General features: G+C 64.9%; 9 protein-coding genes and 1 pseudogene. 5 read left to right on the top strand and 5 right to left on the bottom strand.

The window, feature by feature from the left end:
- Positions 1-161: 161 nt before the first annotated feature.
- From AC1VXC_RS17070 to AC1VXC_RS17090, 5 genes and pseudogenes are all read right to left on the bottom strand, one after another.
- Positions 162-935 (bottom strand): annotated as a pseudogene (locus AC1VXC_RS17070) (ABC transporter ATP-binding protein); the annotation flags it as partial.
- Positions 929-2,080, bottom strand: coding sequence for an MlaE family ABC transporter permease (locus AC1VXC_RS17075; protein WP_481539220.1), 1,152 nt, complete (start codon positions 2,078-2,080; stop codon positions 929-931). The gene AC1VXC_RS17075 and the pseudogene AC1VXC_RS17070, both read right to left, overlap by 7 nt.
- A gap of 67 nt (positions 2,081-2,147) precedes the next feature.
- Positions 2,148-5,243 (bottom strand): efflux RND transporter permease subunit, encoded by a 3,096-nt coding sequence (locus tag AC1VXC_RS17080; RefSeq protein ID WP_023093949.1) that lies wholly within the window; start codon positions 5,241-5,243, stop codon positions 2,148-2,150.
- Positions 5,240-6,343, bottom strand: a complete 1,104-nt coding sequence (locus tag AC1VXC_RS17085) for an efflux RND transporter periplasmic adaptor subunit (protein WP_023093950.1) — start codon at positions 6,341-6,343, stop codon at positions 5,240-5,242. The genes AC1VXC_RS17080 and AC1VXC_RS17085 overlap by 4 nt, the downstream gene beginning before the upstream one ends.
- Before the next feature lie 121 nt (positions 6,344-6,464).
- Complete coding sequence (locus AC1VXC_RS17090; protein ID WP_023093951.1) at positions 6,465-7,922, bottom strand: efflux transporter outer membrane subunit; 1,458 nt, start codon at positions 7,920-7,922, stop codon at positions 6,465-6,467.
- Positions 7,923-8,069: 147 nt separating this feature from the next.
- On the opposite strand from AC1VXC_RS17090, the gene AC1VXC_RS17095 reads away from it, so the two are divergent.
- The 5 genes from AC1VXC_RS17095 (at position 8,070) to AC1VXC_RS17115 (ending at position 13,891) form a co-directional block, all read left to right on the top strand.
- Positions 8,070-8,759, top strand: a complete 690-nt coding sequence (locus AC1VXC_RS17095; protein ID WP_023093952.1) for a response regulator — start codon at positions 8,070-8,072, stop codon at positions 8,757-8,759.
- Complete coding sequence (locus AC1VXC_RS17100; protein WP_023093953.1) at positions 8,756-9,964, top strand: sensor histidine kinase; 1,209 nt, start codon at positions 8,756-8,758, stop codon at positions 9,962-9,964. The genes AC1VXC_RS17095 and AC1VXC_RS17100 overlap by 4 nt, the downstream gene beginning before the upstream one ends.
- Before the next feature lie 399 nt (positions 9,965-10,363).
- Positions 10,364-11,494, top strand: a complete 1,131-nt coding sequence (locus tag AC1VXC_RS17105) for a lipid A deacylase LpxR family protein (protein ID WP_023093954.1) — start codon at positions 10,364-10,366, stop codon at positions 11,492-11,494.
- A gap of 284 nt (positions 11,495-11,778) precedes the next feature.
- The gene (locus AC1VXC_RS17110; RefSeq protein ID WP_023093955.1) at positions 11,779-12,576 is read left to right on the top strand and encodes a DUF1269 domain-containing protein; all 798 of its coding nucleotides are present in this window, start codon (positions 11,779-11,781) and stop codon (positions 12,574-12,576) included.
- Between the two features lie 169 nt (positions 12,577-12,745).
- Positions 12,746-13,891, top strand: coding sequence for an AI-2E family transporter (locus AC1VXC_RS17115; RefSeq protein WP_055312169.1), 1,146 nt, complete (start codon positions 12,746-12,748; stop codon positions 13,889-13,891).
- The last annotated feature ends 6 nt before the right edge of the window (positions 13,892-13,897 follow it).

The raw sequence follows: 13,897 nt of genomic DNA on the forward strand, positions 1-13,897 counted from the left end.
GGGGGGGGGGGGTGGGGGGGGGGGGGGGGGGGGGGGGGGGGGGGGGGGGGGGGGGGTGGTGGGTGGGGGGGGGGGGGGGGGGCTGGGGGGGGGTGGGCGGGGGGCCGCCCGCGCGCGCCGGGGGGCGGCCGGGGGGGGGCCGGCGGGCGGCCGCCCCCCCCCGCCGCGCGGCCGCGCGGTCCGTGGAAATAGGCCTGGATCCAGGGGTGGTCGAAGCGCTCCACCACCTCGATGCTGTCATTGACAAGCACCTGCCGATTGGCAAGCACCGCCACGCGATCGCAGATCGTGTAGAGCGAGTCCAGGTCATGGGTCACCAGGAACACGGTCAGCCCCAGCGCATTGCGCAAGGTCAGAATCAGCTGGTCGAACGCGGCTGCGCCGATCGGGTCCAGTCCTGCCGTCGGCTCGTCCAAGAATAGGATGCCCGCGTCCAAGGCTAGCGCCCGCGCCAAGGCCGCACGCTTGACCATGCCACCCGACAGGGATGCCGGCGACTTGTCGCCGGCATCCGGTGGCAGGCCAGCCAGCGCCAGCTTGCTGCGCGCCAGGTGCTCGGCCTGGGCACGCGGCAGGCCGGCGTGCTCGATCAGCGGCAGGGCGACGTTCTCGGTCACGCTCAGCGACGAGTACAGGGCACCCTTCTGAAACAGGATGCCGAAGCGCCGTTCCAGATGCGTGCGCGCTGCGCCGTGGAGCTGCAGCAGATCCAGGCCTTCGATGCGGACCACGCCGGCATGCGGGCGCTGAAGACCAACGATGCTACGCAGCAGGACCGATTTGCCGGTGCCCGAACCGCCGACGACACCCAGGATTTCGCCACGCCGAACGTCCAAGTCCAGGTTCTGGTGCACCTGCTGCTCGCCGAAGCGGTTGTCCAGCGCGCGCACCTCGATGGCATGAGTTGCCGTTCCGTTCGAAAGGCCGCTCACCAGCCCATCTCCATGAAGAACAGCGCCGCCAGCGCGTCGAGCAGGATCACGACGAAGATCGACTGCACCACGCTCGAGGTGGTGTGGTCGCCCACCGACTGCGCGCTTCCGGAGACCTTGAAACCCTCGTGGCAGCCGATCGCGGCGATCATGACGGCGAAGAACGGTGCCTTGCTCAGCCCGACCAGAAAATGCCGCACCTCGATCTTGTCCTGCACTATGGCCAGGAACTGCGCCAGCGAGATGTCGAGACTCAGCACGCAGACCGCGGCACCGCCAGCGATGCCCGCCAGAACGCCCACCAAGGTCAGCAGGGGCAGCGAGACCAGCAGTGCCAGCACCCGCGGCAACACCAGCAGCTCGATTGGGTTCAACCCTCCCGAGCGCAGCGCGTCGATCTCCTCGTTCGCTTTCATCGAGCCGATCTGTGCGGTGTAGGCGCTGGCGGTGCGCCCGGCGATCAGGATCGCCGGTAGCAGCACGCCGAACTCGCGCATGAACGAGAACGCGACCAGGTGCACGGCGAAGATGCTGGCGCCGAAGTTGGCCAGCACGGTTGCGCCGAGGAAGGCGACCACGGTACCGACCATGAAACTCAGCAGGGCGACGATGGGCACAGCATCGACAGCGACACGCTGGATCTGCGCGACCACCGCAGTCAGCCGCCAGCGCCGCGGGTACGGCGCAATGCGCAGCCAAGTCTCCAGGATCTGGCCGACGAAGCCGGCCAGATCCAGTAACGAATGCAGCCCCCGCTCGGCCGTTGCGCCGATGCCCGCGATGCCGCGCAGCCATGCAGGCGCGGAATCGAGCGCAGGGTGCCCCGCGACCTGTTGGGCCTCCGCAGCGTCCACCAGCACCTCCAGCAGGGCTCGGCGTTCCGGCTCCAGCCGTGGATCGGCGCGCAGGTGCTCGCGCGCCAGCACTGGGCCGAGCATCTCGACCAGCAGCGCCGCGCCCGCGGTGTCGAGCTGGCGGACCTGCGTCCAGTCTAGGAACGGCACCGCGCGCTGCGCACCGGGGTTTGCGCGCGCGTCGGATACCAACGTGGCCAATCGGCCGTAGTGCTCGATCGTCCAGTCGCCGCCGGCAATCCAGGCCACGTGTCCGTCAGCGTTGGCCTCGCGGCGTAGCCATGCCTGCGTCATCGCAAAGCCTCCTGGTCGTGGCGCAACGCGGACCGGAGTCGGCGTGCATGCATGGCGGAGGGGAAACTCATGCGGTCGCTTCCCCATTCGTGGACTTGCCGCCGCTGCGCACGCGCAGCGAGAACAGCAGGTCGTACAGGATCGGAATCAGGCCCAGCGTCACCAGTGTTCCCAGCGCTAGGCCGCCGATCATCGTGATCGCCATGCTGGTCCACAGGGGACCGCCGAACAGCATCAGTGGGATCAGGCCGACGATGCAGGTCAGCTTGGTCATCACGATCGGGCGCAGCCGCATCACAGCCGCCGAGATCACCGCCTCGCGCCGCGCCAGGCCCGAGGCCAGTTCAGCCTCGATGCGCTCGAGCAGGAGTACAGCGTTGTTGACGATGATGCCGGCCAGCGCCAGCAGGCCGAAGGTGGCGATGAAGCCGAACGGGTAGCCGGTCAGCAGCAGCGCCAGGGCCGCGCCGATCAGCACGAACGGGATGCTCGCCACCACGATGAACAGCTTGCGGAAAGAATTGAATTGCCACACGAACAACAGCAGGATCATGATCAGCGCATGCGGCATGAACTGCAGCAGCGACTGGTTGGCTTCAGCCGAATCCTCTATCTCGCCGCCAAGTTCGATGCGGTAGCCCGGCGGCAGCTCGATCGCATCGATCTGCGGCGCGATCTCGGCGACGATTCCATTGGCGGTCATGCTGGGATGGCGGCCGGTGACCGTCAGCGTGCGCACCAGGTTGCGGCGCATGATCGTTGAGGGCTCGCTCGCCGTGGAGACCAACGCGATCGCCGATAACGGTAGCGGCGCGCCGCCCGCGCCGGGATAGACCAACGTATCGGCCGGGCTGCCCGCGGCATCGCGCTCGCGCGCATCGCCGCGCAACACGATCGGCGCAGCCACGCCGTTGTCGCGGATCAGCGAGGCCTGCAGGCCGCTGTAGCGCAGTTGCAGTGCTTGGGCCACGTCTTCGCTGCTGATGCCGGCGCGGCGCGCCTTGAGCTGGTCGACCTCGACCACGTAGCGCGGCACGCGCGGCAACCAATCGTCGTAGACGTCCTGAATACCAGGCAACCCGCGCAGCGCCGCGGCGATGCGCTCGCCCGTCTCGCGCAGCACCGCCTCGTCCGGGCCGACCACGCGGTAGATGGCCACGCCGGCCTCGGTCGCACCCAGCGGGAAGCGTTTGGGCTCGGCGCGAGCCTGCGGAAACGCCTCGCGCATGTACCGATGGGTGCGGTCGATCACCTGCTCGATGTCGGTGCCCTGCGCGACGCTGACGGTGAAGTAGGCGATGTTGCTGCCCGGCAGCGGGGGATTCAGGCCCAGCACGATGCGCGGACCGCCGTCGGCGACGTAGCCGATGCTATCGGTCACCTCTGGATTGACCTTGTCGTCGGCGAACCAGCGGCTCATCGCCTCCACCGTGCGCAGGGTTTCGCGCGAGTCGCTACCAGGTTGCAGGGTCACCGGCATCTGGAACTGCAGTCGGTCGGACTTGGGCAGGAAGTCGTAGGGGATCGACGCCAGCACAACGCCGGCGCCGGTCAGTAGCACCAGCATGGTGCCGATGAACAGCGCCTTGTGGTCCAGCACCCGGGTGATGATCCGGCGGTAGCCGCGGTAGAAGCGCGAATCGTACTGGCCAGCACCCTCGCCGTGGGACGGATGCACCTTGGCGAAGTACAGGCACAGCAGCGGCGTCACCGTGATGCTCAGCAGCCAGGAGCCGAGCAGGGTCAGGCCGAGTACGATCGGCAGCGAACGCAGGTATTCGTTGGTGGCGGTCTGGCCGATGAAGAACGGCGAGAACGCCATCACGATCACCAGCGAGGAGGTCAGCAGCGGCACCGCCAGCGTGCGGCCGGCCTCGATACATGCATGGCGGCGCTCTTCGCCGGCGGCCAACCGTCGTTCGATGTCCTCGGCGATGACGATCCCGTTGTCCACCAGCAGGCCGAGAGCCATGATGATGGCCGCGATCGATACCGTCTGCAGTTCCACGCCCAGCGCGCGCATGGCGATCAGTGCGCCGAGGATGGTCAGCGGCACGATCGCGCCGACGATCAGACCGGTGCGCCAACCCAGAAACAGCATCACGACGACCATGACGATCAGGATTGTCTCGCCCATGACCTGGTGCATGCGGCCCATCTCGCGCGCGACCACGTCGGCCTGGAAGGTGACCACGTGCTGCTCGAAGCCGGCCGGCAACTGCCGTGCGGTCTCTTCCAGCTTAGTACGCAGCTGCGCACCGAAGTCGCCGATGTTGTAGCCGGTGGCCATCGACACCGCGACCACCACCGCCGGCATGCCCTCGTAGACCGCGGCGCTCTCGGGCGGATCGGCCGGCATCACCTCGATCCGGGCAAGATGTCCCAGCGGCACCTCGCGCGTACCGCCCGCACCGGATGTGTCCGACACCGAGACCAGAAAGTGGCGCAACTCCTCGGTGCTGCGCAACTCGCCGGAAGTGGCCACCGTCATCGCCAGCCCCGAAGCCGACACCAGCCCACCGGGCGCGACCACGTTCTGCGCCTGCAACTGCTGCATCACCGAGGCCGGGCTCAGCCCGGCCTCGACCAGGCGCCCGCGATCGAACGCCACGTAGACCCGGTCTTCCTGCAGGCCATAGAATGTCACCCGCTCGACGCCAGGCAAGGTATGCAACTGCGCGCGCAGGTCGCGTAGCGGCTCGCGCATCTCGCTCATGCCGAAGCCCGGCGCGGTGACAGCGATCGAGGCCACCGCCACCCGTCCGAAGTCGTCGTCGACGAACGGCCCGAAACTGCCGGCTGGCAGGGCCTGGCCGGCCTCAGCCGACTTGGCGCGGACGCGCTGCCACAGCGCCGGCAGGTCCTTGACGTGGTCGTAGGCGGTGAGCTGGATAGTCGCGGTGCCGGGCCGCACCGTGGTGACGATCCTCTTGAGGCTGCCGATCTCGCGCAGGCGCTCCTCGACCGGCTTGGCCAGCAGGGCCTCGACCTGTTCGCTGGGCATGCCGGGATGCGAAATCGTCACCAATGCATCGCGAATCGTGACCGTAGGTTCTTCCTGTGAAGGAAATCCGAGAAAGGTGACGATGCCGCCGACCAGTACCATCAGCGCGGCGAACAGGGTCAGGCGGCTGGCACCGAGGGCCGAATGGGTCAGCTTCATGGGCGCCCCGCTTCATTCAGGCGCGAAGCGGAGCGGAACGGCAGCACCGCTTGGCCGTCGCTGAGGAAGGCGCCGCCAGCGGTGACCACCTGGTCGCCTGGCTGCAGGCCGGCGGTCACGCGCACGCGCTCGCCTTCGACCGAGCCGAGTTCGACGCGGCGGCGGGTCACGGTGCCCACCTTGGTATCGTAGACGTACACCGCATCCTCGCCCTGTTGTCCGACTACCGCCTGCAGTGGCACCGACAGGTCGACTGCGGACTCATTCGAAAGCGCGAGCAGCAGGCTGTCGCCGCTGCGCAGCGGTACCGAGGCCTCGGTCACGTCGAAGATTGCCTGGACGCTGGCACCGCCTTCCAGCCGTGAGGAGACGCTTCGCAAGCGCAGCTCGAACGTCGCCTGCGGCGCGTCCGAGCGCATCGCCCGCACCAGCGCGCCTGGCGCCAGGCCCTGCGCGACCGAGCTCGGCAGCGTCGCCAGCGCCTGCGGCTGGCCCTGGCCCTCGACCTGCAGCACGGTCTGCCCGACCAAGGTATCGGCCTGGGGCTGCAATTGGCGGGCCACCACGCTGCCGTCGAACGGCGCACGCAGCTCGCTCTGGCGCAGCGCGCGTGCAGCCAACGCGCGGTCGGATTCGGCCACGCGCAATTGCGCCCGTGCCGAGTCGTCGGCGACCTGGGCGCTGGTCAGCGTCGCTTGCGAAATCGCTCCGTCCTCGAACATCGCTTGCTGTTGTTGCAATTGGATCTGCCGTTCCCTGGCCTGCACGGTGGCCGCGCGCAGGTTCGCCTCGGCCTGTGCCAGCCGCAGCCGCGCCGGCTCGGCGTCCAGACGCGCAAGCACCTGGCCCTTGCGCACGCGGTCACCCACGTCCACGGCGATCTCGGCGATGCGCCCACCGTTCTCGAACGCCAATTCCGCGCGCTGCTCCTGGCGCAGGGTGGCGACGAAGCGCGAGGCGGCGGCGGCCGAACCGGCCCCGACGGCCTCCAGCTTGACCGTGCGCAGCGGTTCGGGCGCGGGCGTGTCGGGACTGCAGGCCGACAGCAGTAGTGTCGCGACCAGCAGGCCGGCGGGGACAATGGAGCGCGCAATGGGCATAAGGCTACCTCCGGTCGCCTGCGCGCCGGTCTGAAGGGGGGAAGGGATAGTCGGCGCCGCTGTCCAGGTGGAGCAATCCGGCACGGGCGAAAAGCGAAGCGTCATTGGTCGGGGTCCTCTCTCAAAGCCGGGCGGGCAGTTCGACGCCGTAGAAGGCCCTGAACAGTGCGATGCGGCTTAGCGCCAGATCGCGCTGAGCGTGCAGGTGGTCGAGCGTGGTGCGGGTCGCCTCGATACGGTCGGCCAGCAGGTCCTGGCGATCCGCCAGCCCGCGCGAGACGCGGCGCTCGGCGCGTTCGAGACGCAGCGCCGCGAGCCGATCCTGCTCGCGCAACTGGGCTTCGGACACGGCGAAGGTGGCGCGGGCGTCGAGCGCGTCGGCGACTTCGCGGAATGCGGCCTCGATGCTGCGCTCGTACTCGATCACGCCGGCGTGCCTGCGGGTCCAGGCCAGGTCGAGGTTGGCGCGGTTGCGGCCGAAGTCGAAGATCGGCAGCACCAACTGCGGCATGAACGACCAGCTGCGGCTGCCCGAGCTGAACAGATCGTCCAGCGAGTTGCTGGCGCTACCCAGCGAGGTGCTCAGGCGGATCGAGGGAAAGAAGGCTGCGCGGGCTGCGCCAATGTTCGCATTGGCCGCGCGCAGCTCGGCCTCGGCCTGGCGGATGTCGGGACGCTGCAGCAGCACCTTCGAATCCAGATCGCGCAGTGCCGCCATTGCGTCGGGCGCCTCGGCGAGCGGTGCCAGCGGGCCGGGTGCCACCTCCGCATCGAATCCGGTCAGCAGCTGCAACGCCCGCCGCGCTGCTGCGGCATCGTCGCCGGCGCGCAGTGCGGCCACCTGCGCCTGCTCGGTGGCGGCACGCCGGCGGTCCAGCGCGTCGCGTGCGATCAGCCCGATGTCGTACTGCCCTTGCGCGATCTCCAGCAGCGCCGCGTTGTCCGCATGCACGGCCTGCAGGCGCTGGTGCGCCTGCGTCGCCGCGCAGACCAGCGCATAGGCCCTTAGTACCTCGGCGACCAACGCGCCGCGCGCTGCCTCCTGCCCAGCCTCGCTGGCTAGATAATGTTCGCGAGCGGCATCGGATAGCGACTTCAGTCGTCCGAATACGTCCAGTTCGTAGTCGCTGATGGCGATGCCGGCACGCGACAGATCCTGCTGGTAGCGCTCGCGTAGCGCGGGATCGTCGAAGCTCTGTCGGGTCTGCTGCGCATCGATACCGGCCGTGGGCAGGCGCGCAGAGCGCTCGACGCGGTATTGCGCGCGCGCCTGCTCGACCCGAAGCGCCGCAAGTCGATAGTCGGCGTTGTGCGCCAGAGCGCGCACTACCAGCGGCGCCAGGGCGCCGTCGGGCGTCAGGGCGCCCAGGAACTCACGCTCCTGATCCGTCAGCGCCGCGGGCGCGGCCTGCTCTGCGGCGGTGGCGGCCGCTGCAGCGCGAAGCTGCCCGAACGTCGCCGGTACTGCCTGCGGCGGCCGCTCATAATGCGGTGCCATCGAGCATCCAGCGAGCCACGGCGCGGCCAGCACGGAGGCCATCAACCAGGCCGGGACATCGCCAGACAATTTTGGGAACATGCGAATTCTCCAGCGTGTTACAAGAATCGGTGTAGGTTGCCTTCGGGACTTGAAGGGATGTTTCGGGTTTTTTTTAGATTTGATTAAGAAGCGCCGCTTCGCGCCCAGCGCGATCACGTGGCGCATGCACGAGCGAGTGGAGTCAGCATGTCTCAACAGAAAATACTGGTCGTCGAGGACGATCTGGACAGCGCCAGCATCCTGGAGGCCTACCTGCACAAGGACGGCTTCCAGGTCAGCAAGGCACACGACGGCGCGCAGGCCCTGCAGTTGCACGCACAGTGGCGCCCCGACCTGGTCCTACTGGACGTCATGCTGCCCAAGGTCAGTGGTACCGACGTGCTCTCCGCTATTCGCCGTGTTGGCGACACGCCGGTGATCATGGTCACCGCCATCGGCGACGAGCCGGAGAAACTCGGCGCACTGCGCTACGGCGCCGACGACTACATCGTCAAGCCCTACAGCCCAAAGGAAGTGGTGGTTCGCGTGCACGCAGTGCTGCGCCGCGCACGCCCCTCGCCGCGGCCCGATGGTCTACTGCGCCACGGCAACGTCGTAGTCGATACCGGTGCGGTTTTGGCCAGCGTGGAGGATGCATCGGGACAGCCAATTCCGCTGTCCCTGACGCCTGCCGAGTTCAACCTACTGGCCAAGCTGTTGAAGACGCCGTTCAAGGCCTTCACCCGTCATGAACTGCTCGACGCCTGCTTGCCCGAAAGCGATGCACTGGAGCGGTCCGTCGACGTGCACATGCACAACCTCCGCCGCAAGCTAGAACAGCGTGGTGTGAGCGGCGTACTGATGACAGTACGTGGCGTCGGATACCGTTTCCAATGAAGCTGCGTACGCTGCTGTGGCCGCGCCGGCGTCCGGGCTCGCTATGGTGGTGGTTCGGTCTGCGCATGAGCGCGCTGGCCGTAGGAACCGTGTTGGCGGTGGCGATCGGCATGTGGGCGTACTTCGACATCGCCGATACGCTAACACTGCGCCAGGCACCGCCGGAGACGCGCCAGGAGATCGAGCGGCTGCGTGAGGATCCTCGCGGCAATGAGCCTCGGCTGTGGGAGCTGATGGAGCGCTACCACAACATCGAGCGATTCGGCCCCGGCCTGACCAATCCTGACTGGCTGATGTTGGCCGTCATGGTCGTCGTCGCAATCCCTGTCGTCATCCTGGTCGGGCTGTGGTTGTCGCGACCACTTTCGCGTCAGTTCGTACTGATCGCAGAAGCAGCCCGCAGAGTCAGTGAAGGCCATTTCGGTAATCGCGTCGATGCGGTGACTACCGCACCCGACGAATTGGCGGGCCTTGTGCGCAACTTTAACGACATGACCACGCGGCTACAGCAGTACGAGCGCGAGGTGCGTGACTCCAGTGCGATGCTGGCGCACGAATTGCGCACGCCGCTCAACGCGGCCATGGGCCGTGTCCAAGGCATGATGGATGAGGTCTTCCCGCTGGAGCAGGATCAGCTTGGTGCGATTCTTCGCCAGCTCGAGCAGATCAACCGGCTGGTGGGCGATCTACACCTGGTTTCTCTGGCGCGTGCCGGGCAGCTCCCGCTCGAAATGGACAGCTTCCCGCTGCAGGAACTGATTGCGGAGCGGCTGGAATGGGCCGCAGCTGACCTGGATCGAGCAGGCATTAAGCCGGTTGTGTCGGCTGCGACCCATATCCAACTGTATGCCGACCGAGATCGCATAGGGCAGGTACTGACGATTCTCGTCGAGAATGTCCTGCGTTACGCGGCGCGCGGCAAGACACTGGAGATCGACGCAAATAGTACGCCGTTGGGCACAACGATTACCGTCTCGGACCACGGGCCTGGCGTCGCACCAGAACATCTTCCCGCGATGCTCGACCGCTTCTGGCGCGCCGAAACCTCGCGAGCGCGTCATTCCGGTGGAAGCGGACTTGGCCTGGCGATAGCTGCGGCCGTCTGCCGGGCACACGGGGGCGAGCTGGAATGCGGCAATCGTAGCGCTGGCGGCTTGATCGTAAGCGTGCGCCTGCCGACGCGGACTTTTGTCTCGACCGGTTGACCTGAGACCTGAAGTAAGCGGACGAAAGTCGTGGCGAATACTGAGCTACGAATTGGCGAGCTGGCTATTAGGGAATGCGCCGGCCCAGTCAAGTGCTTCTGGCAACTGCCAGTCTCGTCGAGAGACTTATCCAGCATTGGACAACGGCAGCAAGCGGATCTGAATTCATCTCTCAACTGATCGGCCTTTTTACCGGTGTGCGAAGCCGCGCAGTTCGTCACCAAAGGTGTGCTGGTAGCCAGTCACAACATCGATTGCGGATAGGGCTGCATGTGCTGCGCGTACTGTTTGATGGTGTCCTGACGCAATCCATGCCTAACGAAAGGTCAACCATATCCAAAGAAAATCTTTAAATTCCACGCGCATGCTCGCCACGCTCCGAAAGCAAGCTGCCGTGCAATGCTCATCCCGTCCCTGCTTCTGCCGCCCCGGCAGGCAATCCAGCCCGCACTTCTGGAGCGAGCCGGCAGTTTCCATCGCGCCACCGCGCCCGCTCGGGGGTTGTTCTTACTCTCCGTGCTGTGCTGGGTCTCGACGGCACTGGCCAGCGAGCCATGCCAAGCTCCCGCCACCCCCAGAAGTGCGAGCACGCTCAACCTGCGCATGGACAACGACCTGCTCGGCGGCACCGGCCAGGATCAGGGATATTCCAACGGCATATTGGCGACGCTGGTCTCCCCTAACCTAGCAGATCAAGCGAATTCGACCTGCCTGCCGGGCGTGGCGCGCTGGCTCAGCCAGCAGTTTGCCGAACGACAATCATCGACCATCGATGAATGGCATCTCACTGCCGGATTCGGCCACCTGATGTTCACGCCCACGGAGCGAAAGCGGCGGGGCCTGATTGCCAGCGACCGCCCCTACGCCGGGGCGCTGATGTTCAGCTTGGGATACAGCGCGCGCACGGGTGATGTCCTGCGGACGTCCCAGTTGCGCGTCGGCGTGGTAGGCCCCTCGGCCAAGGCTGGCGAAGTACAGAACGCGCTGCACCGCGTCATCGGTGCTGACAGCTCTCTTGGCTGGGACAATCAATTGCATGACGAGCCCGTGATCCAACTGATTCACGAGCGGCGAGAGCGTCTGCGCAGCAGCTCCTCGTCCCAGGCTTGGCAGTGGGACGCCATCGGGGCGGTGGGTGGCAGCATTGGCAACTTCGCGACTGCCGCCCATGCAGGGATGGAACTGCGCCTGGGCACTGAGTTGTCGGACGACTTCGGCATGGCGCCGCTGCGTCCGGCCGGTGAGAACACCACAGCCTTTCAAACTCTCGCGGATGGCATGTGGCGTAGCCACCTGTTCCTGTCCCTCGATGCCCGCTGGGTGATGCGCGACATCACACTCGATGGCAATACCTTCCGCAACAGCCACAGCGTCGATAAGCGCCCCTTCGTCGCCGACATCGGCTACGGCATCGCGGCCGACCGCGGGCGCTGGCGGATCGCCTTTGCACGTTATCACCGCACCCGCGAGTTCGCAGGGCAGCGACAACGACCGGTCTTTGGTAGCGTCACCTTCACCCGAGGCTTCTAAGGAACAGTTCGAGACATCCAGAGGTTATCGTCCCAGCGCCGCATTCGCGCCGTGCAATGGCAAGCGACTTAACAAAATCCAAAAGAATCCCAAAAGAATTCTTCAAGCAAGCCCGGCAGGCTGCTACGGCGGACAGATGCACAAACGCACAACGTGAGGCGGAAGAAGCTTGGGCACGACCTGGTCGTTTCGTCCGCCGACAAGCGTTTGTCATGGTTGCCGCAAAGCCGACCATAAAGTCGCATCCGATTTGCAGACTCCGGACATACTACCAAGGCGGACACATGAACAAATTTGTAGCCATCATTTTTCCAGATGAAGCGCGGGCCTACGAAGGGGTCCTGGCGCTTCGCGAGCTGCATCGAGAGGGCAGTATCCTCCTTTACGGCGAAACGGTAGTCGTCAAGGACGAAGCCGGCAAGCTCTCGATCAGGGAAGCCAAGTCGGCGGGCGGGCTTGCAACCACGATTGGCGCAGTTACTGGTGGTCTTCTCGGCTTGCTGGCAGGTCCGTTCGGCACAATCGCAGGACTGACCGGCGGCGCGCTTCTCGGCGGGCTTAAAGATATATTCGATGCTGGAATTTCTGGGGATTTTATCAAGGTCATCTCCGAAGAACTTACGCCTGGCAGGAGCGTGGTCATTGCCGAAATCGATGAGGGCTGGACTTCGCCCCTTGATATTCGCATCGCCCCTCTAGGCGGCGTGGTGGTGCGTACGTTCCGTCACGAAGTCGAGGAAGCCCAGATCCGACGCGAGATCAATGACATCACGAACGAATTGACGTACCTACGCGAGCAACTGCTCCAAGAGGGTAAGCATGCTGGCACAGAACTAAAGGTGCGCATCGAACTGTTGGACAAATCCTTGGCCGAAGCCAGCAAGCGAATTCAAGGGAAGGCCAAAGCTCTTCGCGAAGAAACGGAGGCTGTAATCGTCTCATTACAAGCGCAGGCCGAGGGGGCTGTCGAATCGGCTGGAAAGCGGATTGAACAACGCATTGCCGATATCCAGGAAGACTACGATAAGCGCGCTGCCAAACTCGAACAGGCTTGGGAACAAACCAAGGCCGCGCTGAGATAGCGGCAAAGAAAGCGATCGTCTAAATCGTTGCCCATTGCGCTCTAACGACCCGCGCGGTCGTCGTGGTGGAAGTGCTCGCAATTCTCCTTCTCCAGTTGGATGAGGTCGCTGGCAAGCTGGTTTCAATCCCTCCCGATCCGAGGGAAAGGAGGTCGAGCCAGATGTATGGATGAAATGTGTTAATGAAAAAATACGCAATGGACATCAGGTCGATATGCAATTAGTGAACCTAAAGGATCGGTCGTTCATTCTCGCGCTGATCGTAATTACGCTGCTCTTCGGCCTACTGCTATGGCCGTTCTACGCAGCAATCTTTTGGGCGACGGCGCTAGCAGTGCTGTTCTGGCCGCTCTACGAGCGCATCTTGTCATCGATGCCTCGATCCCCGGCACTGGCATCTCTTTTGACCATAGTAGCGTGCGTGCTGCTCGTAGTGGTTCCGCTTGCACTGGTCGCTATATCTGCTGCGCAGGAAGTAGTGCAACTCTACGATCACCTACTGGCTGATGGCGGCAGCGGCATCGAAGCCCGTATACATCAGGCCGTAAAGACGGCTCCTCCTTGGTTGCGGGCGTGGCTGGAACGGATGGGCCTCAACCAGTTGGATGGCATCCGCGGCAACACAGTACAGATCCTCGAACAAGCGCTGCAATTCATCGCCTCGCACGCCGTCGCAGTTGGTCAAGATACGCTGCGGCTTGCAGTGAGCTTCACGTTGATGCTCTACCTTCTTTTCTTTGCTTTCCGTGATGGAACGAAGGTGGTCGAGAATTTACGTGACGCATTACCAATCGAGCGCAGCTACTTGGGTGAGTTGGGGCTTCGGTTCGAGAACATGGTGAAAGCGACGATTAAGGGAAGCCTGATGGTCGCGGGCATCCAGGGTGCGCTTGGAGGCGTGCTGTTCTGGTTGCTCGGAATCCAAGGAGCAGTTTTGTGGGGTGTCGTAATGGCAGTGCTGTCACTAATCCCCGTGCTGGGGGCGTGGTTGGTCTGGGGGCCGGTGGCACTTTATCTTCTAGCAACGGGTGAAGTGGCAAAAGCGGCTCTTATGGCCGCGTTCGGCGCCGGTGTAATCGGATTAATCGACAACATCCTGCGACCGATCCTCGTTGGTAAGGAAGCTCGCATGCCGGATTATATCGTCCTGCTATCCACTCTCGGTGGAATCTCGCTTTTTGGATTGACCGGTCTCGTCGCTGGACCGGTTATCGCGGCCTTTTTTATGGCGGCCTGGTCATTGTTTGTCGCAGGAAACACAAGTGGCGAATCCAGCACTCCGCATGCTTCAGCCGAGCCCGAGAATTCGGGGTAGAGATTA

This window comes from Stenotrophomonas sp. STEN033 (genome assembly GCF_056856655.1).